Below are 26,786 nucleotides of genomic sequence, written 5' to 3' on the forward strand. Positions count from 1 at the left end.
GCATATAAGCTGAGAGAAAAAAGAATATCATCTGTAAAAACACTTACGTTGTGTAAGTTAAACAATAAAAAATATAACGATGGAAGGGAATTTTTTAGAGATTCTCTATACTTGGAGGTACTTAATGGTTACAACAGATACAATTCATATGTTAGAAGATAAAATTAAATTTATACATCAAGATGGAAAGGATATTTATTTAGTAGGTCCTATCAAATTGCCAATTAATTTATATGGGGAGACTAAAGTTTTCCAATGGTATTCTTGGTTGCAATGTAGTGAGGTTACAAATAGTGTAGAAGGAATTATTGAAAAACTTTCATCTATTAATTTAGCTGATATGCAACAATCTAGTGTGCTTGTATATGGTGATTTTGAGAATTCTGAAGATGCCCTAATTCGTATGCATAGTATTTGTCACACGGGTGATATCTTTGGTAGTAAACGTTGTGATTGTGGATTCCAATTAAAGCAGTCTTTACAAATGATTACAGAACATGGTTCAGGTGCTTTATTTTACTTAGCGAATCATGAAGGAAGAGGGATTGGCTTGTTTAGTAAAGCGATGACGTACCTCTTGCAAGAAAATGGGTTAGATACAGTAGAAGCTAATCTAAACCTAGGTTTTGAAGATGATGTTCGAAACTATGATGATACAATTGCAGTGTTAAAAGCGCTACGCTCAAAACCTGTAAAACTTATTACAAATAATCCGAAAAAATTAGAAGCGTTACAAAAAGCTGGATTAAATGTTACGAGTCGTGAACCGTTATGGGGTGATGTCTCAGAGTTTAATGAGAAATATTTGCAAACGAAGATTCAACGTTCTGGACATTTTGAAGGGGGACACTTACATGCTTGAGCATGAATTGTATATGAAGTTAGCACTAGAAAATGCCAAGGCTATGAAGGGACAAACCACTCCAAATCCACTGGTTGGATCTGTAATTGTAAATGATAATCGAATTGTAGGGATCGGAGCACATATGAAGGCCGGAGAACCACATGCCGAAATACATGCGATACGTATGGCGGGAGAACAAGCACGTGGTGGTACAATCTATGTAACTCTTGAACCTTGTTCTCATCATGGAAGAACAGGGCCTTGTGCAGAAGCAATTGTACAAGCAGGAATTAAGAGAGTAATAGTTGCTACACTTGATCCAAATCCAATTGTTTCTGGACGTGGAATTAAAATTCTGCAAGATGCTGGTATTGAAGTACTTGTAGGAGTGTGTGAAGAAGAATCTAAAAAGATGAATGAAGTCTTTAATAAATATATTATGACAAAGCGCCCATTTGTAACGATTAAATCGGGTGTTACATTAGATGGGAAAATTGCTACTTCTTTATCGGATAGTAAGTGGATCACATCTACAGAAGCAAGACAGGAAGTACACCAAATACGAAATGAAAATGCAGCTATTTTAGTAGGAGCGAATACTGTACAAAAGGATAATCCATCATTGACAACTCGTATTCCAAATGGGCGAAATCCAATTCGAGTAATTTTGGACTCAACATTACGCATACCAATGGAAGCTCACGTTGTTACAGATGGAGAAGCTCCTACCTGGATATTTACAACAAGTAATCATGCAGCGGAAAAAAGGAAGGCATTAGAAAATGCAGGAGTCAAAGTATTTGTTACTAGCGGAGAAAAGCATATAAACTTATATGAAATGCTTGATGTTTTAGGGCAAAAAGGAGTTTCCTCCCTGCTTATTGAAGGTGGTGGAGAGGTAAATGCTTCGTTTATTGAAAATGAATTGATGGATAAACTTATTTTATATTTCGCACCTAAAATTATTGGGGGCAGATTGGCGCCTAGCTTTGTAGAGGGGACTGGTATTACTAAAATGCAAGATGCAATTGAATTTAAGGATATATCATTTACCCAGGTTGGAAAAGATTATAGATTTATTGGTTATCCAGAATATCGGAAAGATGAGAAATAAGGAGAAAAAAAGCTACTTATATTTTCCGATAAATGGATTGCAGAAAGGAGCGATGAAGAGTGAAGTTTGGATTTGATATCGATGATACATTAATTGATTTGAGGCAGCATGCTTTTCATTTATATAATAAAAAATTAAACAAAAAAGTAGGATTGGATGTATTTCATTCTTTAAAAACAATTGAAATTCATGAAGCATTTGGCATGACTTCGGAGGAAGGTAGTCATATGTGGAATAGTTTGCTGGATGAGATTTATTATACTTCTTGTTCACCGTTTCCGTATGCAGTAGAGACATTGCAAGAATTAGAAAGACAGGGACATGAAATTTACTATATAACGGCGCGACCTAAAGAGCATGGAGAGCAAACAAAAAAATGGTTAATAGAAAAAGGTTTTCCGGTACATGAAGATCGCTTTTTCTATGGAATGAAGGATGAAGAAAAAATACACTTCATACAAGAAATGAAATTAAACTATTTCTTTGATGATAAGCCGGCTGTCTTAGAAACATTAATAGGAAAACCGATAAATGTGTATGCAAAAACTACTTCTTACAATCAACATCTCAATATCCCGCGTATTACAACTTGGACAGAGTTAGGAAATATTATAAAGAAAAGTATGTAAAGATTTAATTAGAAAATTAAATAGAGCCAAGAGCATATTGAGTATTACAATTTTAGAGGAAAGACATATGTCATATGTCTTTCCTCATTTTTTTTGGGATTACAGGGAATACAACATATCCATCAACTTAAGAATTTTATAACACCCAAAGCAAAGAAATGTACAATTTCGCGTGAAGTTGTACATTTCTTTGTTTTAGGCGGCACTTCAAAATGTTAGCTTGATGGGCATGGGGTACCGCCCACATTTTAACGAAAGTATATGCTAAGAAAGTTTTGACATAAAAAAGCCGATTTTTACCCAGTTAAGAGTACATCGGCTCGTTAATATTTAGCAGTAATTTCTTATCCATTTATGCATAAAGATTTTACCGTTATCGCTGCCTTTGTTAGAATCCAGTTTTACATAGGTTGCTACCAAAAATTTAAAAAAATAAATTTAATTGCTTGAAAATTCATTTAGAATGATTTATATTTGTATTAAATGATAGAATTATCTATCAAAAACAACTTTATACAAAGAAAGGTGTGATTGAGATTGTTAAACGCCCCATTGATGGGAAGCATTTAGGTGCAGCAGCATTGAAATGATTGGAAAGAAATGAGTGAGCCTTCATAATAAAGAACGCTATAACTTTATGTAGTGCTTGATAACCTTGTATTAGATTATTTGGTAAAAACATCGAAATTCATTGAAATATATTTCTGTCTAAGTTGTTATCATGTCTTGATGAAAAACGTAAAAAATAGACAAGAGAAAATCCTGGAAAACCTGTTCAGAAAGTATGGTATGAAGGCAAGCTTGTGAAGTGAATTCAAAAACAATTGGACAAAAGTGAGGTAAATAATATGACTTTTGAAGAAAAATTACAAGCATATGCAGAACTTACGGTAAAAATTGGTGTCAATATTCAACCAGGGCAATACTTATTAGTCAATACATCAGTGGATGCATTGGATTTCGTCCGTATAGTTGTGAAAGAGGCTTATAAGGCTGGGGCTGGGCGTGTTCATGTTAATTTTTCGGATGAGGAAATGGATCGTGCTTACTTTGATCATGCCTCAGATGAAGAATTTAATCGTTTCCCAGAATGGATAGTCAAAATGAATGATGAGCTGATTGAACGTAATGGCGCACTATTAATAATAGATGCTACAGACCCCGATAGATTTACAGGTATTTCAGCTGATCGTCTAGCTACCTATCAAAAGGTATCAGGAGCTGCTCTAGGAAACAATCGCAACGCCGTAATGAAGGATTTAATAGCTTGGTCGATGGTAGCAGTTCCTTCATCAAAGTGGGCATCGAAGGTGTTCCCGAATTTAGCAGCTGAGGATCAAGTACCAGCATTATGGGAGGCTATTTTTAAAGCTGTTCGTATCGGTGAAGGAAATGCGGTTGAAAAATGGCGTGAACATGTAACAAATTTAGAATCTCGTGCGGTCCTATTAAACAATAAAAAATATGCGATGCTTCACTATACAGCGCCAGGTACTGATTTAACAATTGCATTAGCGCCACAGCATAAATGGATTACTGGAGGTGGTAAAACGCCAGATGATACTATCTTTATGGCTAATATGCCGACAGAAGAGGTTTATACGTTACCGATGAAACAAGGTGTAAATGGCTATGTAAGCAATACAAAACCATTAGTTTATCAAGGGAATATTATCGACGGTTTTAAACTGACATTTGAAGAAGGAAAAATTATTAAAGCTGAAGCACAGATAGGACATGGTTTATTACAGGAGCTTATTAATGTGGATGAAGGCGCCTGCTATTTAGGTGAGGTAGCACTTGTACCACATCTATCGCCAATTTCAGCATCGGGGATTTTATATTTTAATACATTGTTTGATGAAAATGCCTCGAACCATTTAGCGATTGGTAAAGCTTATCCAACTTGCTTAGAGGGTGGAAGGGATTTAGATAACGATCAGCTTGAAACGTTAGGTGCAAATAGTTCAGTAATACATGAGGACTTTATGATTGGCAGCAGTGAGATGGACGTCGACGGTATTCTACCAGATGGAACTGTAGAGCCAATTTTCCGTAAAGGTAGCTGGGCATTTTAAGTTTTTAATTTGAAGAAAGGAGTATAGTGGATGAAACGATTATTAAGCATAATTGGTGCAACTATATAGGTGTTTCATCTGTTTTTGCTGAGACTGAAAACTACCTCTTTAATTTAGAAGTAAAATGCATTTAAAGGAGATAGGCCAATGAATTTCTGGGAAGTCGTTTTGATAGTTGTGAATTTTAGTCTATTGAGTTGGATACTGTTTGTAGCCGGGGAAACGAAAAAATGGTCTAAATTAGCTACTTTGGTTGCTATTGTAATGGTTACAGTTCAGCTATTGTCAGAAGGTTTTAGATGGCAGATGATTCCGACATATGTATCCCCAGTTATCTTAATTTTATGCTATTTATTAGCTGGACGGAAAAAGGGCTTTAGAAGCCGGGGGATATTTATAGTTAAGACTTTGTTGTTGTGCATCTATTTGTCTGTAGCAGTTGCGCTACCCTTACTTATGCCAGTATTTTCATTTGAAGAACCAACTGGTCCACATAGGGTCGGTACGAAGCTATATCATTGGATTGATCATCAAAGAAATGAACCATATTCGAAAAATCCAACTGATCGACGCGAACTGATGGTGCAAATTTGGTATCCTGCAGCTGAAAAAAGCAAGGGGGATCAAGAACCTTATATTCGTAACATAAATGAGCTCTCCAAGGGATTGGAAAAAACATTGTCTATTCCTGCATTTGCATTCAGCCACTTGGAATTGGTAAAATCTCATTCGTTTATGGATTTACAACTCTCAGACTCAGAGAATCAATATCCCATATTACTTTTCTCTCATGGTTTTAATGGTTTTCGTAATCAAAACACGTTTGAAGTTGAGGAGTTGGCTAGTCAAGGATATATTGTTCTAAGTATCGATCATACTTTTGATACTGCAGCTACCGTCTTTCCAGATGGTCGAACTGCTTACGTACAGCCCTTCAATTTAACTGATGACGAAGGGGATAGCCACATAAAATTATGGGAGGAAGATGTCACCTTTGTGCTTAATCAGATAGAGAAACTTAACCAAAACGATGAGGCCGGCTTCTTTACAGGAAGGCTTGATACCTCACGAATTGGAATGTTTGGGCACTCTTATGGTGGAGCTACCGCAGCACAAATACTTGCAAAAGATTCTCGTGTTAAAGCAGCTATCAATATGGATGGCGCTTTGTATGGGGAAATTTTACCTGAAAGTGGGATTGGAAAACCATTTCTGCTCATGAGTGCAGTAGAGCCTGATGAAGCAGATCCCGATAAAGTGAGGGAGCGATATGGACGTGGGTTAGCTGGCGGTGGTATGTCAATGGTCATTCCTCATACAGATCATACAAGCTTCACTGATTTACATTTGTTCTCCCCTCTGTTGCAGAGCCCAGGTGAAAATCCAAAGGAAGTTCATCGCGTTATCAACGAATTCAGCTTGGCATTTTTTGACCAGTATGTAAAACAGAAGGATGATGGCTCAACCCTTAAAGGGCTCATGACCAAATACCCAGAAGTGAATTTTAAAGTAAACCGATAACTTTATGCAGAAAGTACCTTCATTATAAAATATTCAGTAATTAAATGAAGTACAAATGGATTCAATAAAAGTAGAAAAATTACTGTAATTATTAATTCTTCATGAAAAAATGCTGGAAAAATTAGCAAGAAGGATAACCATATTAGTGAAAAAAATAAAAATATCACAAGGGAACATCGTGAAAAATAGCTTAAAAAACCCAGCTAATGTAATTGTTTTCTCTACTAAGAAAGCGAATCGTACCATTTCCTTTGGTTTTTGTATGTATTACATCAAAAAATTAATTTCTTCATCTTCATCTACATAATAAAAATAAAACATTCAAAGTACTATCAGTTTCAGTAATATAATTCTTTTGGAAAAGCTAAATTTAGCAGCTGGACACTTTGTTTGAGATTGTTTATCATGTTATCAAATGATATATTTATCTATCAAAAAATGACGACTTTATATAGAAAAAGGGAGAGATTGACGATGAAGAAAGACTTATCAACGTTAAAGGAAGCGAGATTTAACGCAATTCTTGATTCGGCTACTATATTACTTGTTGAAAATCCTACTGCTTCGATGAATGAAATTGCGGAATATGCGGGAATTGGCATTGCTACACTCCATCGTTACGTCGAAAGCAGAGAGAAATTGATGCTGTTCTTGGGCCATCGGGCTATACAACTTGTAAGTGATACCGTAAACCAGATCCCACTGGATGAGGAAAGAAGCGAAAACTATATTCCAGAACTCATTGAAGAGTTAATCCCTTTAGGTGACAAAATCTATTTTCTAGGTCATGATGCATCTGTATTTAACAACAAAGAATTAGGTGAAGCCGAAGAGAAGCTGAGGGAACCTATACGACGCGTTATTGAGCTGTTACAACAACGTGGTTACTTTCAGCAAACGGTTAGCAGCGAATGGATTTTGAATACGCTTTATGCCCTGATTTTCCATACTTGGGAACAAGTACATGAAGGAAATGTAGCTAAAAAATCTGCTGCAGAGCTTGTTTTAAATACATTTTATTATGGTTTCAAAGCTAAGGATGATTTGAGAAGGGAGTGAACTAATACAAACCCATGATAATTAACATCAATAATATATAAAGCGAAAAGGAGTACTGGGAAATGAATCAAATCTCTATAGTAAAGGCTGTTCAACAATCCATGGTCGGCGCCCAGCTAAATATAATGGCATTGGAATACATGGCGTTTCCACTTGCAGGATCTGAGGAGAAGAACACAGTCGAAGGGACATTTTGTAAGCTATGGCGGCAGGGGAACAACCGTTTTAGTCATCAATACGCTTATGAAGCTCAAATGGACGGGAAAACTTTAGGGATGATTACTTGCTATCCCATCCCCGTTTTAAATCGTCTTTCCTGGTCCACTTTTAAACAGCTGCTTTCATTCCGAAAGTTGGGTTTTCTTGTTTATAACATTCGGAATATCAAAATGCTTTATTCCATGATTACCTTGAAGGAGGGAGAAGATGACGAGTTTCACATCGGAACAATCGCCTTATTTCCCGAAAGTCGAGGATTGGGGATAGGTACCAGACTACTTGAGTTTGCTGAGGAACAGGCTTCCCTGCAAGGCTTTGCCAAATGCTCTCTAACAGTAAAGAAAGAGAACCAACTTGCCATTAAATTGTATCAGAGATTAGGTTACCAGATTACAAGTGAAATCAATAAACCAAAGTTATCGTTGTACAGAATGGTCAAAAACGTAGGACGTTACAACCTTTTATAAAAAATTTGTAACGTATTAGGGCAGTACTAATGGTACCGCCCCATCACTATCAAGCCAAGATTAAATAAAAATCAACTAAATTAGATTTTTTTCAAAAATTTAATATAAACTATTTGAAAAATCGCACTAAATATTCAGAATAATAAAAAATCTAACCTGAAATTAAACGTATAGTACCTTAGCTTGATGGGCATGAGGGAATACCACCGTTTCTTTAAAGTGTGATGTGCTAGGAGTACTTCTGATAGAGAGGAAATAGAAAAATGAGCAATAAGAAAAATATTTTTAGGCTGGTCTTGTATGGAAGCGTAATTTATATATCAATGATTGGTTCCCCTGGTGCCACAATATTTGTGGATATTTTGGATGAGAAGTTCAAGAATTAATGGGGTGTGTTCATAATTATGAATTTTTGGATTCTTATTATAAAATACATTATTTAAACTTTATATTAGAATAAAAAATTATTGGAATTACTAAGAAACAGTAAGGTTGGTACAAAACTAAACATATTAATAACTATATCAAGTATTGCATGTATAGTATTATCCCTAATAGGGTTTTGGGGATTAGAAAGAGGGAAAAGTACTTCCTCTAATATGTATGAGGATAATTTACTATCAGTTGAGTGGATTGGGATTGTAGAATCTAATTTTTATCACGTTAATATGAACTTTATGGAAATAATGTTATCAAAAGATGAAAAAAGAATGAACGAATTAATAAGAGAAATGGATGGAATTCGTAAGGAAAATGATTATCTTTTAAAGCAGTTTGAGGCTAAAGAACCTTCTTGCCTTAAATGCTGCTATTGAAGCGGCACGTGCTGGAGAGAATGGGAAAGGATTCGCAGTGGTTGCCGCAGAAGTTCGAGACTTGGTTGAGCAATCTAAAGAATCTGCAAAGGAAGTTAATCATTTAATAAAATCCATTCAACAAGATACCAAAGATACAGTTAATGTTATGCAAAAAGGACAACAAAAGGCAGTAGAAGGAAAAGAAGCTGCTCACAAAGCGAAGCAAACTTTCTTGTCTATTATGAGAGATATTGATAAAATTACAGGTCAAATTCAAGAAGTATCCGCAGCGACAGAAGAGATGTCTGCTGGTACAGAAGAAGTAAATGCTTCTCTTTCGCTAGTTTCTGAAACTGCAACAGAAGTAAAGAAGGAGACTCTTCAAACAGTAAAGTCAATTCAATCACAGGCCGTATCAATTGAACAAATATCAATTCAATCCAACAAAATGAAAGAAAAGGTGGAAGAATTAACGGAACTGGTTTCGAAATTTAATATTACAGAACAAAAAGGATGAGTAAATCGTAAAAGATTAAGTACGGCTATCAGCCTAAAAATAATTGATTTTTCACGATTAAAAAGATTTTAGTAATTAATTCAATCACAAGTGTAATAACATGTAGATAAAAACACATGAAGACTTAAGGGGCTTCGTGTGTTTTTTTATTGAATAATGTATGAAATAATATTGGATCATTATACGATATTTCGGAATTTACCATTAAATATTTGTATATGCAAAATTACATACATATAATGATTGATAATCATGAATTAATGTAACTATAATAATTACACTGTTAAATAACTTACTGGCCATAATTATAAGTGAGGAAGGAGAAATTTGTTTTATTGTATTTTGTATATAAAAAAAATAGAAAAGGAGATGTACAAATGAAAAGGTTACTTGTTATAGGCATCGTGTATACAATGTTTTTCCTCATAGGAAATATACACTTACATGCTGACGAACGAACAAATGTCAAAGAAATTACTAGTTTAGAAGAGCCTATGTGGATATTTCAAGCAGGAATAAGTAAGGGGAAATATCATGATCGACAAGATTTAGGATTTATTTTGCAGAGAAATACACCATTAAAGGTAAGACAAACGAATCCTAATTTTAAAGACAAATTAACAGTACGTTTATTGTCTAATGACTCAAAAAATGAAAAATCCATACAAGTAGGAAATGAATGGATTACGATTCAAGGTGATATGCCTTTAGTTCCTTTCATAGATACTCCGTATGGTGAAGAGCACGCTACACTTGAGTACCAAATAGGAAATGAAAGTGCTACTAAGCCTCTTCCCATTTATAAACAACAAGGAAGTGTATCTCAATTTTTTAGTACATGGGATCAATTTGATGGGGAGTATGCGTTAATTCAAGGGGAGAGTTTTCAATTATTTGTACCTAAAAAAGATAAAGAGTTAGTAAGATCTTTAAAAGATTTTCAATCGTTGGATGAGTTAATTGCATATTATGAGGATATTTTTGCGATGTATGATTCAATTATTGGTTTAGATGGCTCAACGGTTGAAAATAAAAAAAGTCAAAATCGTTATTTCTTAAAAGCAGATATATCCGGTGCTGGCGGTGCCTATTATGGCGCAAATTGGACAGCCAATAGTACAGATAGTACAAAGATGTGGTTAGATAAACTAAGTTGGGGAACTTTACATGAAATCGCTCATGGATACCAAGCTGGTTTTGATAATCAAGGAATATTTACAGGAGAAGTTTCTAATAATCTATTTGGTGTTCAATATCAATATAGTAAATACGGCAAAAAAGCAGATCAAGTTGGTTGGTTATTTAATTTTGGGAAGAAGGAACAGGTAGAACGGAATTTATACAATGCTTTAATGAAAGAAAATAAAAATTATGATGACTTAGATTTACGACAAAAACTTATTCTTTTAACGATGGCGAAACAAAAAGCTGGCAATGAAGCTTTTGCAAAAATGTATCAAGGTTATCGAAAACTAGCTAGTAATGCTGCTTTTAAAAAAGGTGAACATTCTTTACCAGATTTAATGAATCAGTATTATAGCGAGAATGTACAAGTTGATTTTACACCCGTTTTTGAAAGATGGGGCTTTAAGCTTAATCATAAACAAATAGAGATGAATAGGGCGAAAGGTTATCCGGCAGTTACTTCTTTAGCGTATATAGTGCCTGAATCACAATTAGCTAAGGCGAGAGCTCTAGTTGATCCCGATATTCCGATAAACTCTAACTTTGAAATAGTTACGAATCAGCAAATTGCTTCACTTAGGTTAAAAGGGAATTTGCATATCCATTTAAATACAAATGAAATAGATACATTGAAAGGAGGAAAGATTAAATTAAAAGAAGGGAATACAGTTATTCAAGAAAAAACAATTGAAACAGCAGATATCAATTTACAAGACGTACCAAATGGAATCTATACGGTTGAGATTTCAGGTGGGAAAACGGATAGTATGTACCATTTCAGTACGTATTATGCCTATGTAAAGGAAAAGGATAATAGTCTAACGATTGATGTTAACGAAATGAAAGTGAGCAATTTGGTAAATGAAACGATTCAATTCCTAGGATTAGGAGATGATCAGTTTGCCGAATTAAATACAGACTTAGAGCAAAAGCGAGCTGTTTTTACGGTTACTACTAAAACGCCTCATAGCTATTATGCAGGTGAAAAATATGCATCAATAGAGTTGTTTAATGAGAAAGGTGAAAAAATTTATACGAAGGAAATGGAAGGGACAAATGTAACGATTGTAAAAGATACCATTCCACTAAAAGAAGGATATAAAATTAAAATCTATCATGATGAAGTAAAAAAACGATTAACTAGTAAAGCTACTATTATTAATCCTATGAATAAAACAAATGAATTTATAATGACAAAATGGGGATTGAAAAATACTTATTTGCAAAATAATCCAGAAAAAAATCTTATACAAAGAATTGATGAAGAAATGGAAGCGATTATAGGCAATCCGTTTTTAAAAGAGATACCAATGCAAAAATTAGAAATGAAAAAGAATGTGTGGATGGCAATAAATATGTTATCAGAACCACAAAAAATAACGTATATAAATAAATATAAAGATAGCTTATATAATGAGTAATTTTTGAGAAATGAATTGAATCTAAAAAGTAGCAAACCAATCTATTAACCTATGTATATAGAGGTATGTAAAATCGATTGGCTATAGTTAAAATTTTTATCTAAGCTTAAAATTGTAAAATACATTTATTTAATTTAATAATACGATTACAAAGGGGTAAAAATATGAAGAATTTCGTAAAGGTAGGTTTAACTACAGGAGTGGTGTTATCGGCGATTATGCCTTATGGAGGAGTACATGCGGCAACAGAAGATTTAAAAGTGGAAACAAAGGAGGATACGTTCCGAACAGGTAATTTAACAGCACCTTCTCAAAAATCAGCAGAAAATGTAGCGAAGGATGCGCTGAAAGGGAAAACAGAACAAGCATTATCATCAAAGCAAATTAACACGGAATCAAAAGTTAATTATAATGTTACGCAAAGTCGTAAATCTTATGATGGTACTACATTGGTGCGTCTTCAACAAACATATGAAGGACGTGATGTATACGGATATCAACTAACAGCACATATTAATGATGATGGTGTCCTTACGAGTGTTTCGGGGGATAGTGCCCAAGATCTACAACAACAAGAAGATTTGAAACAACCTATTACTCTATCAGAAGAGGATGCAAAGAAGCAGCTTTTTAAAATCTATGGGGATAATCTCACATTTGTTGAAGAACCAGAAATTAAACAAGTGGTATATGTAGATGAAAATACAAATAAAGCTACAAACGCATATCAAATTACTTTTAGTGCATCTACACCTGAATATGTATCTGGTACGGTATTAATTGATGCTTTTGTTGGGGATCTATTAAAAGAACTCGTTCAAAAATTGGGTATACAAGTAGACAGCAGTATTGTTCAATCCGCAACATCAAATAAATCACAAGATCCTTCTAAATTAACAGGCACAGGAAAAGATGACTTAGGTATGAATCGTACATTTGGAATTTCACAACGAAGTGATGGAACGTACACTCTTGCAGATTATTCTCGTGGTAAGGGAATTGAAACGTATACTGCGAATTATAAAGATTATAATAATTATAGAAGAAATGTATGGGGTTATTTGGATGATTTAGTAACAAGTAATTCTACAAATTTTACAGATCCTAAAGCAGTTAGTGCACATTATTTAGCAACGAAAGTATATGATTTTTATCAAGAAAAATACAGCCGAAACAGCTTTGATAATAATGGGCAAAAAGTAATTTCTGTCGTTCATGGCTGGAATACAAATGGTAAGAATATAGGGAATCCTAAGCAGTGGTTTAATGCATTTAGCAATGGGGCTATGCTAGTATACGGAGATCCAATTGTTAGAGCATTTGATGTGGCAGGACATGAGTTTACACACGCGGTTACAAGAAATGAGTCTGGACTTGAGTACGCAGGAGAAGCTGGTGCCATTAATGAGGCTCTATCTGATATTTTAGGAGTAGCAGTTGAAAAGTATGCAAATAACGGAAAGTTCAATTGGACAATGGGGGAACAATCAGGTCGTATATTTAGAGATATGAAAAACCCATCATCTATCTCTTCTAGATATCCAGAAGATTATAGACATTATAACAATTTACCTATTGATGCTGACCATGATTATGGTGGTGTACATACGAACTCTAGCATTATTAATAAAGTAGCTTATTTAATTGCTAGTGGTGGAAATCATAATGGAGTAAACGTACATGGCATTGGAGAAGATAAAATGTTTGATATTTTTTATTATGCAAATACAGATGAATTAAATATGACTTCTGATTTTAAAGAATTAAAAGAAGCTTGTATTCGTGTAGCAACGAATTTATATGGTAAAGACTCATTAGAAGTACAAGCTGTCCAACAAGCCTTTAAAGCAGCTTATATTTAATATTATTGTGATGAATTATAAACCCTTTTATTTTAATATAATGATTGATTTGTATATGTAGACAAAAACCTTGTAGAATTTTTCTGCAAGTTTTTTTAGAATGTTATCCCGCTATTTGCCAGGCAGTAAGACCCCGCCTCAAAATTCAGCGGAAGCAAAGAAGTTAGGTGGGGGTCGGGCTGATTAAAGTTTCACTTTATGTTATATGGTTTTTAGTTAATTAGGATAAAAAATAATCCTATAACTGTATGTAAGAATGTATAATTTTACACTCTTTTTTATGATAGAAAAGGATACTACCTTAGTAAATATAAAAAGTTAGAAATTATAGTATATAGGGCACTTTTTTGTTCCTATGGAACTTTAAAGTGCGTAATTTTCTTTCTAGTTAATATAGATCATAATGGTATTTACTGGTTGGTTTTAGCTTTACTCTGCTGTTGATTTGATTTTTTAACATTACAATGATTTGAATCAGAATTATCGAGTAGATCAAAATGCTGATAAATTCGATTTCTAATTCAGTATAGAGTGCATAGCTACATAATTTTCGTTTATCCCGCATTAACGGGCAGTAAGACCCCCACCTCAAAATTCAGCGGAAGCAAAGAAGTTAGGTGGGGGATCAACTGCCCGTAAAAGCCCGATTGGTTCAACTAATAATCAGTGGGGGATGAAAAAAACCCCCCACTGATTAAAGTTTCACTTTATACTCTTTCGAAAAAAGGGTGGATTTGCTTATTTTCTGTTAAAGATAAGAGAAGTGAACCACAATATAAACGTAATTATTTATTCCAACGTAAGTCAATCATTTAGCACATAAATTTGGAGGGATCTATATGCATATGCAATTAAAAGGAAAAACAGCACTGGTTACTGGATCTACGGCAGGGATTGGAAAAGCAATTGCCACTTCATTAGTAGCAGAAGGAGCTACTGTACTTATTAATGGACGTCGTGAAGAAAATGTTAATCAAACGATAAAAGAAATTCGAGCGCAGTATCCTGATGCTATCCTTCAACCCGTAGTAGCTGATTTAGGAACAGAACAAGGGTGCCAAAATGTGATTGAAAAGTACCCTGAAGTAGACATTCTTATTAACAACTTAGGAATTTTTGAACCTGTAGAATATTTTGATATTCCTGATGAAGATTGGTTTAAATTTTTTGAAGTCAATATTATGAGTGGTGTTCGACTTACTCGCTCGTATTTAAAAAAAATGATTGAAAGAAAAGAAGGAAGAGTTATTTTTATTGCTAGCGAAGCAGCTATTATGCCATCTCAAGAAATGGCTCATTATAGTGCGACTAAAACGATGCAACTCTCACTTTCTCGCAGTTTAGCTGAGCTGACGACAGGAACGAATGTGACTGTTAATACTATAATGCCTGGTTCGACTTTAACGGAAGGAGTGGAGACTATGTTAAATAGTCTGTATCCTAATGAGCAATTGACAATAGAAGAAGCTGAGAAGCGATTTATGAAAGAGAATCGACCAACCTCTATTATTCAAAGACTTATTCGACCAGAAGAAATTGCCAATCTTGTCACTTTCTTAAGTAGCCCACTTTCCTCAGCGATTAATGGTTCCGCGTTGCGAATAGACGGGGGATTAGTACGTAGTGTATTTTAATAAAAAAGCAAATTGCGGTATGAAAACAGCCGAATTTTTCTACTATAAGAAAAATTCGGCTGTTATTTTTTACTTGTTGTAAAGGAGGAAAAGTGTTTAGCGTTGTGTCATCTCTTAAGAAAAAGATAAGGTGATTTAAAGCAATTTCGCTGTTATTTTCAAACAACAAATATTTGTTATTTGTATTATTTAGTGAAAGTTACCAAACGTTTTTCAAGACTATTTTTCCTATTGCTTTATTCGATTCCAAATACTCATGTGCTTGTGCAACTTCATCAAACGTAAAAGTTTTCGAATCTAGCAATGGGCGAAGTTTTCCTTCTTCTACTATTTGCGTTAGTTTATTTAAAATTTCCCCACAAGCGTCACGTTTATCTGTATGTAATATTTTTAACGCCATAAAAGTAACGTGCAGAGAGAGTCCTTTTGCGTGTAAAGGAGAGAGGTCATGGGTTGAACGAGCTGCAATTGTTACGACAGTTCCATTGACTGCAGCAGCTTCAAAAGAACGATCGAGATTCTTGCCACCTACTGTATCAAATATAACTTCAAATCCGTTGCCATTCGTATGTTTTTGCACATATTCTTGAACAGATTCTTCTTTATAATTAATAGCTACGTCAGCTCCCAGACGATGAGCTATTTCAATTTTTTTCTGCTGAGAAGCTGTTGTAAAAACTTTAGCACCTGCCCATTTAGCTAATTGAATGGCTACGTGTCCTACGCCACCAGTAGCTCCATGAATGAGTACATTTTGACCAGATGTAATATTTGCACGATCAAATAAAGATTCCCAAGCTGTAATTGCAATTAATGGTAGAGCTGCTGCTTCTTCCATTGTTATATTGTTAGGTTTGTGAGCAATTAATCGCGTATCAGCAAGCATAAACTCTGCAAGTGCACCACCAGTTTCTTTAAAACCTCCGGCACACCCGTATACTTCATCGCCAGCTTTGAATTTCGAAACACCTTCGCCAACTTCTATAACAATACCAGCGACGTCCCCGTGTAATATAGATGGAAATTCAGGAGCAACTGATGAAACAGCGCCACTGCGCATTTTCGTATCGATTGGATTTACACTAGTTGCTTTTACATGGATTAGAACATGACCAGGTAAAAGTTTCGGTTTTGCAACTTCTTCTAATTGAAATACAGATGAATCTCCAAAAGAATGGATAATTTGTGCTTTCATTAATCCTTACCTCCTGTTCGTGGTTATAGCATAGCAAAGTACAAAAAATAAGTATAATATTATGATTTAGTTAAAAAATGAACGCCGGTTAGCGTTTCACTTAATTCCCAAAGCATGTCTGCATAGTCTGTATTACTAGCCCAAGGTCTAACTCTTGATGGCTCTGGATTGTCAGCAGAAACAGCTTCTGCAATATCAACATTTTCGCAATACACGCCACCTTTGTCATCAAGTTGATCGTTTACGGCGCACCATACAATTGTAGCGGCCCCTTCTGGGATACTTTTAAATTCTTCATCGTATTTTATTAAAGCTCGATTTCCATGCTCGTCCAGTGCTCCCATTGAACGCATTTCTTCATCAGTTAAATTTCGAGATAAACTTGTGACGATTGTTCCAGGGTGGGCAGAGAATGCACGTACATGAAATTCTTTACCACGTTTATCTAATTCGACCGCAAATAATGCATTTGCTGTTTTGGATTGTCCGTAAGCTTGCCATTTGTCGTAATGACGATTTGTAAAGTTTGGATCGTTATAATCAACACCACAAATACGATGACCGCGCGAACTAACTGATACAACTCTTGCTCCATTTGCTTTAACTAAAGCGGGCCAAAGTCTTGCTGTTAATTGGAAATGACCTAAATGATTTGTTGCGAACTGGGATTCATATCCTCGTACATCGCGTTTTAATGGGTTAGCCATTATTCCTGCGCCGTTTACTAAAATATGTAGTGGACGTCCAGTACTAAGAAATCTATTTGCAAAAGCATCTATAGAATCAGGATCAATAAGATCTAGTTTTTCCAATTCCACCCGCGGAATATTTGCAGTAGCTTCTTGAGCTTGTTCTATTCTTCTGGCTGGTACGATAACTGTAGCGCCAGCTTCCGCAAGTACGCGCGTGATTTCAAGTCCTAATCCTGAATATCCTCCAGTTACAATAGCTATCTTTCCGCTTAAATCTTTTCCACCTAGAGCCTCTTTAGCGGTAGTTCTTGCGCCGAATCCAGAATAAATTGGTTTTTGAATTGTGTTTTCATTATTATTGTTCATTGTGTAACTCCATCTCCGTTCCTTCATTAACTTTCCCTGTTTTTATACGCTCAAAGTGAGTAATTTTATAATTTATAATATCTAAAGTTGCTTGCAAATTCGTTAGTTGTATTGTGATTTGTTTTTGATGTTCCTCAAGTATTGTTTTGCAAGCTTCATCGTTTTTTTCTCGTGAAAATTTCATATATTCTTGTATTTTATTTAATGGCATTTGTGTTCTTTTTAGATGATTAATGAAAAGTATTCGATCGATATCTAATTGAACATATTGCCTATTATTATTCCCATTTCTATTAGCTGGGGGAAGAAGGTTAATTTTTTCGTAGTATCTAATTGTATCTGTACTTAATCCTGTTTTCTTTGCAACATCTGATATTGTGAATATATCGTTCATTTGTAATTACACTCCTTTCACTACAAGTGTATGACTTGAAGTTAACTCCAAGTCAATCATTTTGTTTGAGGAATTTTTATAAAGAGAAGGAGATTGCATGAAATAGTGTAGCGCACATGCAAAAGCAACTTTGGAAGTTGCTGAAGGAAAGGGAATTGTTATTTTGTGTAGCATGAATTAGTGCTGAAAGTGATAAGCAAGCATGTAGTATAGGTACTTAAAAGTGCCTACATCACTTTAAAGTACGTACTGTTATTCATGTTATGACCGATTTATAATAACACTCGTAGCACAAAGAAAGTTATAACGATTACAATCGGCGACAATGTGGTGTTACAGTATTGCCTATCAATTTTGAGAAGAAATATGAAAAGTATAGATTTATATGAATGAAGGAAAGTGAGTGAAACACATGGAAAAGTTTGCGAGTCATTTTGGATATAATCGTATGTTTGCGAAAGATCAACTTACATTAGGAGTTCACATTCCGATTGAAAATTATCAGTTTCATGCGCCAACGATGGAAAAACAAGTAGAGTTAGTGCAAAAAGCGGAACAATATGGTTTTACAGGCGTATGGCTTCGTGATGTTTTGCTGCAAGACCCTGACTTTGGAGATCCTGCAACAGGTCAAATTTACGATATGATGATTTATTTAACGTATTTAGCAAGCAAAACAGAGAAAATCGCATTCGGAACATCGGCAACTGTATTGTCACTTCGCCATCCATTGCGTGTAGCGAAAGAAATTGCGACATTGGATGAACTGTTTCCAGAAAGAATTATGCTCGGCGTTTCATCAGGTGACAGACGTGCCGATTTCAAGGCGTTAGGTGTTAGTCATGAAACACGAGGTGAAAAGTTTAGAGAAGCGTTTGCTTACTTGGAAGAGATTTTGTATAAAAACTTCCCGTCTATCCAGTCGACGCTAGGAGAAGTGAATGGAGCGAATTTAGTTCCAAAACCGTCTAAACGTGTTCCAACCTTTATTACAGGTTTTAGTCAGCAAAATATGGACTGGTTCGCTGAACATGGTGATGGATGGATGTACTACCCACGTAGTCCGGTGCATCAGGCGGCAGCAATTGGACAATGGAGAGAACTAGTAGAGGATTATCATCCAAATGTATTCAAACCATTTATACAACCGATGCATTTAGACTTATCTGAAGATCCAAATGAACGTCCTACACCGATACGTTTAGGTTACCGTACAGGACGTAAGGCGCTAATTGAATTACTTGATATATATAAAAGTATTGGTGTGAATCATTTATTCCTTGCTCTATTTGATGGTCAACGTCCAGCTGAAGAAGTATTGGATGAGTTAGGAGAAGAAGTGCTACCTCATTTCCCAGCATTGTAAAGGAGTGAAAAGAATGAAAGCGATAGGACTTATGCAATATGGAGATAAAAGTGTACTACAAGAAATTGAAATGCAGACACCGCTATTGGGAGACAACGATGTACTGATTGAAGTATATGCAGCTGGTGTAAATCCCGTGGATTGGAAAATACGTGAAGGTTTACTTCAAGATGTAATTTCTTATGATTTCCCGCTCGTTTTAGGATGGGATGTTGCAGGGGTAGTTGCTGCTATAGGGCCGAACGTTACAGCATGTAAAGTGGGGGATGAAGTATATAGTCGTCCAGAGATTGAACGAAATGGTACGTATGCAGAGTACGTGGCTGTAGATGAGAAGTATGTGGCGAAAAAACCGAGAAATCTATCTTTTGAGGAAGCAGCATCAATCCCTCTTGTAGGTTTGACAAGTTGGCAAAGTTTAGTGAAATTCGCTAATGTTCAAAAGGGGAATAAGGTTTTAATTCATGCTGGATCTGGGGGGATTGGTACGTTTGCTATTCAGCTAGCGAAAAGCTTCGGTGCACATGTTGCAACTACGACTAGTACGAAAAACATGCAGTTTGTAAAGGATCTAGGCGCTGATACTATCGTCGATTACAAAACGGAAGACTTTTCTTCGCTTTTGCATAATTACAATATTGTATTTGATGTTTAGGCGGAGATGTACTAAAGGATAGTTATAAAGTGCTTGCACCAAATGGAAAGTTAGCGTCTATTTATGGTCCGAAAGGTATGGAAATTCCGCAAACCGAGATATCAAGAGAGAAAAATATTGAGAGTGACCATATATTTACTGAACCTAACGGATATGAACTTTCTCTTATTACAGAATTAATTGAGGGCGGGAAGATTAAACCCGTTGTAACGCATGTGTTGCCTTTACATGTAGAAGGCGTAAAAAAAGCACACCACATAAGTGAGTCAGAACGTGCTCTTGGCAAAATTGTATTAAAGAAACATTGGTAAAGTATGAGGATTTAGAGAGAGCGTTGTGCTAAGTAGCGAATGAGCTAATATATTCTTTTCTAGCAATTGTTTTAAAAAGGGAGATAGCAAATGGATTCAATGACATTTCTTTTATCCCGCATTAACGGGCAGTAAGACCCCCGCCTTAAAATTCAGCGGAAGCAAAGAAGTTAGGTGGGGGATCAACTGCCCGTAAAAGCCCGATTGGTGAAGGCTAATAATCAGTGGGGATGAACAAAACCCCCACTGATTAAAGTTTCACTTTATTCGGAGCGACAGGGGATTTAGCGAAACGCAAAATTTACCCTGCTTTATACAAACTATTTAGTAATCAACATATACCGCAATCTATTTCGATTATCGGTATTGGCAGAAGGGTAATGTCAGATGTGGAATTTCAAACAAAGGTAGAACAATCCCTTGCTACATTTTCTAGAAGAGCTACTGATGACGAATCAGGAGTAGAAGAATTTATTAGCACATTTCGTTATTGTCAATTAAATACAGCGAATATAGAGGACTATCAAGATTTGTTGCGTCTTGTAAAGAGACGTGAAACAGAATTAAACATTCCTGAAAACCGCATGTTTTACCTATCTGTTATACCAGAAGTATTTGATGTCATTGCTTTAAATATTAAGGAAAGTGGATTGTGGGCTACAAAAGGATTGAACCGTTTTATTATAGAGAAGCCTTTTGGTTATCATGTAACGTCTGTTCACGAGTTTAACGAAAAATTAATTGAAGATTTTGATGAAACTGATATTTATTATATCGATCATTATCTTTGAAAATGAATGGTAACTCAGGATAAACTTAGAAAAGTATTACGAAATAAATAGTATGTAATTTAAGACATATTTATTGACGATAATAATTTATGTAGTTAATATACTAGACATATGATTATCTAATTACTAAAAGTAATTAGATATAAAATATTTCGTTAAATTCTATAAATAAGTACGTTGTAGTAGAACCGCTTTGAATTGCCACTATTAATATTGGGGACAATTAGAAGGCGAAAGGTATAAAAAGAATTGGAATTTGATAACTCTTTGTTTTTTATAAAAACATGAGCTTCTGTACAATTCATTTTTAATATATTGACCAGGATTATACAACAAGAGGGGGACTGAAATTGGAATCAATGACCTTTGTTTTATTTGGAGCGACAGGGGACTTAGCGAAACGCAAAATTTACCCCGCACTATATAACTTATATAGAGATCAAAAGCTTCCAAAGCAAATATCTGTTATCGGGCTTGGGAGACGTGAAGTATCTCATGTAGATTTTCAAAAAAGAATAAAAGAATCAATAGAGACGTTTTCTCGTCATAGAGAAGAAGGGACTTCAGAGCTCGAAGGTTTTTTAGATAATTTTCGCTATTGTCCATTAGATGTGAGTAAGCCGGAAGACTATGAGAGATTATTACAAGTCGTTCGTGAAAGGGAAGAAGAACTACATATAAAAGGAAATAGAATGTTCTATCTTTCCGTTGCTCCTGAATTTTTCGAGACAATCGCTTTAAATATTAAGGAAAGCGGACTTGATAAAACGGATGGATGGAAACGCCTAATGATTGAGAAACCGTTCGGGCACGACCTTACATCTGCTCGTGAGCTGAATGATAAGCTTAGTCGCACGTTTGAAGAAGACGAGATATACCGTATTGATCATTATTTAGGTAAGCCGATGATTCAAAACCTTGAAGCACTAGAATTTGCAAATCCTGTTCTCCAATCGATTTGGAATAAAGAACATATAGCGAATGTACAAATCACAGCGAGTGAAACAGTTGGGGTTGAAGAAAGGGCAGGATATTATGATCAGGCAGGAGCCATTCGAGATATGGTTCAAAATCATATGTTACAAATATTAATGATGACTGCTATGAATTTGCCGGAAAAGGTTAATGCATGTGAAATTCGAGAGGAAAAGCGAAAGGTAATGGAGACGCTTCGTAAAGTGAAAAAAGAAGACGTTCAAAACCATATCATTCGCGGACAATATGGTGCAGGTGAGATAAACGGTCAACAAGTTGTAGCATATAAAGAGGAGCCAGGAGTAAATCCTTCTTCTAACATAGACACATTTGTTGCTGCTCGCTTGTGGATCGATAATCCATTTTGGACTGGCGTTCCCTTTTATATACGAACAGGCAAACGAATGAAAGAAAAGTCTACTCGTATTGTAATCGAATTTAAAAATACGTTAAAACAGCAATATCAAGATAGTAATCCAAATGCAGCACCTAACTTGTTAATAATTGAAATTAGCCCAGGTGAGAACGTTTCATTACAGTTAAATAGTAAAAATCCATTGAAAAATGGAGAAATTGAACCGATGCGTATTAACTTTACTTGTGAGCAAGCGGATGTGGGAGTACCTGAAGCGTATGAAAGACTCATTCATGATGCTGTGAGTGGAGACGCTACATTCTTTGCACATTGGAGAGAAGTTGAATTGTCATGGGAATGGGTACAACCAATTCTTGAAGCATTTGAAGAAAACTTATTACCACTTCATGAATATGAGTCGGGTTCATATGGTCCAGATGCGTCTAATGAACTATTGCAAGAAAGTGAATTTAAATGGTGGTTAGATCAAGAAACGAAAAAATAAGTACTTTCTTTCATGAAAGCATTTAGGGGGACGATTACTATGACACAAAACATAAATCAATTAGCAGTGAATACAATTCGTACGTTATCAATTGATGCTATTAATGCGGCAAATTCAGGTCATCCAGGTCTTCCGATGGGAGCAGCGCCAATGGCTTATGCATTATGGGCGAATCATTTAAATCATAATCCTAATCATCCAAAATGGTTTAACCGTGATCGCTTCGTTTTATCGGCGGGACATGGATCTAGCTTATTATATAGCCTACTTCATTTAGCTGGATATGACGTTTCAATTGATGACTTGAAAAACTTCAGAAAATTAAATAGTAAAACGCCAGGACATCCTGAGTTTGGTCACACTTCAGGAGTTGAAGCAACTACAGGACCGTTAGGGCAAGGGATTGCCAATGCTGTCGGAATGGCAATGGCAGAAGCGCATTTAGCAGCGAAGTTTAATAAGGATGGTCACTCTATTATAGATCACAATACGTACGCTTTAGTTGGAGACGGTGATTTAATGGAAGGTGTCGCTTATGAAGCGATGTCAATGGCAGGACATATGAAACTTGGCAAGTTAATTGTGCTGTATGATTCAAATGAAATTTCACTTGATGGTGAATTAAACATTGCTTTCTCTGAAGATATGCAGAAAAGGGTAGAATCTGCACATTGGCAATATGTAAGAGTTGAAGATGGAAACGATGTTGATGCGATTACAAAAGCGATTCAATTAGCGAAAGACAATACGGACCAACCTACTCTTATAGAAATTAGAACCATTATAGGTTACGGAAGTCCAAAAGTTGCTGGAACGAACAAAGCACATGGTAACCCGCTTGGAGTAGAAGAAGCGACAGCGACAAAACAAGTGTATGGTTGGCATTATGAAGAAGACTTTTTTGTACCTGAAGAAGTAACCGCTCATTTTAATGAACTGAAACAAAAAGGTATTGAAAAAGAACATGGCTGGAATGAGCAGTTCAACTTATACAGAGAGTCAAACCCTGCACTAGCAGATGAATTAGAAAAAGCGATTACAGGTGAAGTTTTAATCGAAGCGAAAGACATTTTATCCTTCGATACTGAAAAAACGATTTCAACTCGTGTTGCAAGTGGGGAAGCTATTAATCATTATGTGAAATCGATTCCTTCTATTTTCGGTGGAAGTGCAGATCTTTCTCATTCTACGATGACAGATATAAAAGGTGAAGCAGTGTATGCGGTAGAATCGTATGCTGGCCGAAATATATATTTCGGTGTACGTGAACATGCAATGGGCGCGGCAGCGAATGGACTGGCACTTCATGGAGGAGTAAAACCGTTCGTGAGTACATTCTTTGTATTTAATGATTACCTTCGTCCATCTATTCGACTCGCTGCATTGCAAAAGTTACCTGTTACGTACGTATTTACACATGATTCGATTGCTGTAGGAGAAGATGGTCCAACGCATGAACCTATTGAACATTTAGCAGCTCTTCGGGCAATTCCTGGTTTAACAGTTATCCGCCCATCAGATGCAAATGAAACAGCAAGTGCGTGGGCTTATGCTTTACAGCAAACGGATCGTCCAGTCGTTTTAGTACTCAGCCGTCAAAATTTACCGGTGTTTCATGAAACGAAAGCGAACATAGAGAATCTTTCTAAAGGCGCTTACGTATTAGCACAAACGAATGAAAATCCGGATGTGATTTTAATTGCGACAGGTTCTGAAGTATCCTTAGCTGCTAGTGCAAAAGCGAAACTAGAAGAAGACAATGTCTCTGTTCGTATCGTTGCAATGCCAAGCTGGGAGCTATTCGATCACCAATCGAAAGAATATAAAGAATCCGTTCTTCCGTCTTCTGTAACGAAACGAGTATCTCTTGAGATGGGTGTATCTCTCGGTTGGGAGCGTTATGTAGGACAAGAAGGAAAAATATTATCGATTGAAACATTTGGAGCTTCAGGAACTGGGGCTGAAGTCATGAATCTATTTGGATTTACGACAGAAAATGTTGTTCAAATTACAAAAAATGTATTGAATTCTTAAGCTATGACTGTGAATACCTTTCTGGACAGATCAACTTATCAGTGCTGAAAGGTATTCAAAATCGTAGTGATATGGATTTTTAATAAAAGATGATTTGAGGAGGAATTATATTATGCAAGTAGGATTAATTGGTTTAGGTAAAATGGGATTAAATTTAGGGAAAAATTTAATGGATCATAAACACGAGGTAGCAGCATTTGATTTAAATACGAGCGCAGTAGAAGAAATGAAAGAGTATGGGGCTACAGGTACATCTAGTTTAAGTGAACTTGTTCAGTCATTACAATCACCAAGAATTCTTTGGGTAATGGTACCACACGCTGTTGTTGATTCTGTTATTGATGAGGTTACACCATTGCTTTCAAAAGGAGATATTTTAATTGAAGCGGGTAATTCACATTATAAAGAGTCTATTCGCCGATATGAGCAATTAAAGAAAGATGGCATTCACTTTATGGATGCAGGAACTTCTGGCGGAATGGAAGGCGCTCGTAATGGTGCTTGTTACATGATCGGAGGAGATCAAGAAGCTTGGGACATCGTTGAACCTATCTTCCGCGATACTGCTGTAGAAAATGGATTCTTATATGCCGGAAAAGCTGGTAGTGGTCACTTCTTAAAAATGGTTCACAACGGAATTGAATACGGTATGATGGCTGCTATTGGTGAAGGATTTGAGATCCTAGAGAAAAGTGAATTTGACTACGATTATGAAAAAGTATCAAAAGTATGGAACAACGGTTCAGTAATCCGTTCATGGCTAATGGAATTAACAGAAAATGCATTTTCTAAAGATGCAAAACTGGATGAAATTAAGGGTGTTATGCATTCTTCTGGTGAAGGAAAATGGACAGTAGAAACAGCATTAGATCTTCAAACAGCAACTCCTGTTATCGCAATGTCGTTATTAATGCGCTATCGCTCATTAGACAATGATACATTTACAGGAAAAGTAGTAGCAGCTCTGCGCAATGAATTTGGCGGACATGCTGTAGAAAAGAAATAAAGTGACACTTTAATAAGTAGGGGCTTTATTCCACACCAATCGGGCTTTTACGGGATAAGCATATTAAACATGTAACTCATCAACGTTTAAAAACTGGAGGGAATTGATCATGAAATTTTTTATTGATACTGCAAATCTTGAGGACATAAAAAAAGCATATAAACTTGGAGTTTTAGCTGGTGTTACAACGAATCCTTCTTTAGTAGCAAAAGAGGGCGTTAAGTTTGAAGACCGTATCGCAGAAATTTGTCAGGCAGTACCTAAAGTTGAGTCTGTTTCGGCAGAAGTAACGCCAGATGCTGTTACAGCTGAAGAAATGATTGCTCAAGCAGAAGAATTAATTAAAATTAACGGTGGCGATAAAAACGTCACGATAAAACTTCCAATGACGCTAGCAGGATTAGAAGCTTGTCGCTATCTTACTGAAAAAGGTGTGAAAACGAACGTCACACTTATCTTCACGGTGAACCAAGCACTTTTAGCAGCTCGAGCAGGTGCAACGTACGTTTCTCCATTTTTAGGACGTTTAGATGATATTTCTGAAGATGGTGTGCTCTTAGTTGCGAAAATTGCTGAGATATTCGATATTCATCAATTAGATACACAAATTATTGCAGCTTCTGTCAGACACCCAGATCATGTAACTCGTGTAGCGATGGCAGGTGCTCACATTGCAACAATCCCTTATAAAGTAATTGAACAACTTGCTATGCATCCATTAACAGATCAAGGTATTGAAAAGTTCGCTGCAGATTGGGCGAAAGCACCTAAATTATAATATATGAAAGTGAAGG

General features: G+C 35.8%; 19 protein-coding genes and 3 pseudogenes. 19 read left to right on the forward strand and 3 right to left on the reverse strand.

Features of this window, described 5'->3' with window-relative positions; translation table 11 throughout:
- The first annotated feature begins 124 nt into the window (after positions 1–124).
- The 12 genes and pseudogenes from JDS98_RS20885 (at position 125) to JDS98_RS20935 (ending at position 15,347) form a co-directional block, all read left to right on the forward strand.
- On the forward strand, positions 125–862 hold the full coding sequence (locus JDS98_RS20885) for a GTP cyclohydrolase II (RefSeq protein ID WP_199634283.1): 738 nt from the start codon (positions 125–127) through the stop codon (positions 860–862).
- Positions 855–1,958, forward strand: coding sequence for a bifunctional diaminohydroxyphosphoribosylaminopyrimidine deaminase/5-amino-6-(5-phosphoribosylamino)uracil reductase RibD (gene ribD, locus JDS98_RS20890; protein WP_199632195.1), 1,104 nt, complete (start codon positions 855–857; stop codon positions 1,956–1,958). Before JDS98_RS20885 ends, ribD begins: the two co-directional genes overlap by 8 nt.
- 59 nt (positions 1,959–2,017) lie before the next feature.
- On the forward strand, positions 2,018–2,587 hold the full coding sequence (locus JDS98_RS20895) for a 5' nucleotidase, NT5C type (protein ID WP_000668230.1): 570 nt from the start codon (positions 2,018–2,020) through the stop codon (positions 2,585–2,587).
- 848 nt (positions 2,588–3,435) lie between these two features.
- Positions 3,436–4,665, forward strand: a complete 1,230-nt coding sequence (locus JDS98_RS20900) for an aminopeptidase (RefSeq protein WP_097959635.1) — start codon at positions 3,436–3,438, stop codon at positions 4,663–4,665.
- 147 nt (positions 4,666–4,812) lie between these two features.
- Positions 4,813–6,186 (forward strand): alpha/beta hydrolase family protein, encoded by a 1,374-nt coding sequence (locus tag JDS98_RS20905; protein WP_098912549.1) that lies wholly within the window; start codon positions 4,813–4,815, stop codon positions 6,184–6,186.
- A gap of 474 nt (positions 6,187–6,660) precedes the next feature.
- Entirely contained in the window at positions 6,661–7,245 is a 585-nt protein-coding gene (locus JDS98_RS20910) for a TetR/AcrR family transcriptional regulator (protein ID WP_097959637.1), read from the forward strand.
- 62 nt (positions 7,246–7,307) lie between these two features.
- A complete protein-coding gene (locus JDS98_RS20915; protein ID WP_097959638.1) occupies positions 7,308–7,931 on the forward strand; it encodes a GNAT family N-acetyltransferase in 624 nt (207 codons plus the stop codon).
- Positions 7,932–8,398: 467 nt separating this feature from the next.
- Positions 8,399–8,746, forward strand: a complete 348-nt coding sequence (locus JDS98_RS30770; RefSeq protein ID WP_371410954.1) for an MCP four helix bundle domain-containing protein — start codon at positions 8,399–8,401, stop codon at positions 8,744–8,746.
- A pseudogene (locus JDS98_RS30775) lies at positions 8,718–9,245 on the forward strand (methyl-accepting chemotaxis protein); the annotation flags it as partial. The gene JDS98_RS30770 and the pseudogene JDS98_RS30775, both read left to right, overlap by 29 nt.
- 377 nt (positions 9,246–9,622) lie before the next feature.
- A complete protein-coding gene (locus tag JDS98_RS20925) occupies positions 9,623–11,851 on the forward strand; it encodes a putative mucin/carbohydrate-binding domain-containing protein (RefSeq protein WP_199634284.1) in 2,229 nt (742 codons plus the stop codon).
- Positions 11,852–12,015: 164 nt separating this feature from the next.
- Complete coding sequence (locus tag JDS98_RS20930) at positions 12,016–13,713, forward strand: M4 family metallopeptidase (RefSeq protein ID WP_097959639.1); 1,698 nt, start codon at positions 12,016–12,018, stop codon at positions 13,711–13,713.
- An 839-nt stretch (positions 13,714–14,552) separates the two neighbouring features.
- On the forward strand, positions 14,553–15,347 hold the full coding sequence (locus tag JDS98_RS20935; RefSeq protein WP_097959640.1) for an SDR family NAD(P)-dependent oxidoreductase: 795 nt from the start codon (positions 14,553–14,555) through the stop codon (positions 15,345–15,347).
- Between the two features lie 199 nt (positions 15,348–15,546).
- Here JDS98_RS20935 and JDS98_RS20940 read toward each other — a convergent pair whose 3' ends face one another.
- Genes JDS98_RS20940 through JDS98_RS20950 form a run of 3 tightly spaced genes read right to left on the reverse strand, consistent with a single transcriptional unit; the run spans position 15,547 to position 17,994 of the window.
- Complete coding sequence (locus JDS98_RS20940) at positions 15,547–16,542, reverse strand: zinc-dependent alcohol dehydrogenase family protein (RefSeq protein ID WP_097959641.1); 996 nt, start codon at positions 16,540–16,542, stop codon at positions 15,547–15,549.
- 59 nt (positions 16,543–16,601) lie between these two features.
- Entirely contained in the window at positions 16,602–17,600 is a 999-nt protein-coding gene (locus tag JDS98_RS20945; RefSeq protein ID WP_199634285.1) for an oxidoreductase, read from the reverse strand.
- The gene (locus tag JDS98_RS20950) at positions 17,590–17,994 is read right to left on the reverse strand and encodes a MerR family transcriptional regulator (RefSeq protein ID WP_097959643.1); all 405 of its coding nucleotides are present in this window, start codon (positions 17,992–17,994) and stop codon (positions 17,590–17,592) included. Before JDS98_RS20950 ends, JDS98_RS20945 begins: the two co-directional genes overlap by 11 nt.
- Before the next feature lie 412 nt (positions 17,995–18,406).
- Here JDS98_RS20950 and JDS98_RS20955 point away from each other — a divergent pair, with 412 nt between their 5' ends.
- From JDS98_RS20955 to fsa, 7 genes and pseudogenes are all read left to right on the forward strand, one after another.
- Positions 18,407–19,360 (forward strand): LLM class oxidoreductase, encoded by a 954-nt coding sequence (locus tag JDS98_RS20955; RefSeq protein WP_199634300.1) that lies wholly within the window; start codon positions 18,407–18,409, stop codon positions 19,358–19,360.
- A 13-nt stretch (positions 19,361–19,373) separates the two neighbouring features.
- Positions 19,374–20,326 (forward strand): annotated as a pseudogene (locus JDS98_RS20960) (NADP-dependent oxidoreductase).
- 254 nt (positions 20,327–20,580) lie between these two features.
- A pseudogene (locus tag JDS98_RS20965) lies at positions 20,581–21,117 on the forward strand (glucose-6-phosphate dehydrogenase); the annotation flags it as partial.
- A gap of 350 nt (positions 21,118–21,467) precedes the next feature.
- Complete coding sequence (gene zwf / locus JDS98_RS20970; protein ID WP_000445347.1) at positions 21,468–22,952, forward strand: glucose-6-phosphate dehydrogenase; 1,485 nt, start codon at positions 21,468–21,470, stop codon at positions 22,950–22,952.
- 39 nt (positions 22,953–22,991) lie between these two features.
- Positions 22,992–24,986, forward strand: a complete 1,995-nt coding sequence (gene tkt / locus JDS98_RS20975; RefSeq protein WP_098912556.1) for a transketolase — start codon at positions 22,992–22,994, stop codon at positions 24,984–24,986.
- A 112-nt stretch (positions 24,987–25,098) separates the two neighbouring features.
- Positions 25,099–25,992 carry a phosphogluconate dehydrogenase (NAD(+)-dependent, decarboxylating) gene (gene gnd, locus JDS98_RS20980; RefSeq protein WP_001195919.1) on the forward strand — a complete coding sequence of 298 codons (894 nt, stop codon included), beginning with the start codon at positions 25,099–25,101 and terminating at the stop codon, positions 25,990–25,992.
- 109 nt (positions 25,993–26,101) lie between these two features.
- Positions 26,102–26,770: a fructose-6-phosphate aldolase gene (fsa, locus tag JDS98_RS20985; RefSeq protein WP_199634286.1), complete on the forward strand. Its 669-nt coding sequence runs from the start codon at positions 26,102–26,104 to the stop codon at positions 26,768–26,770.
- Positions 26,771–26,786 lie beyond the last annotated feature (16 nt).

This window comes from Bacillus cereus group sp. N11 (assembly GCF_016483605.1).
Taxonomy (GTDB): domain Bacteria; phylum Bacillota; class Bacilli; order Bacillales; family Bacillaceae_G; genus Bacillus_A; species Bacillus_A toyonensis.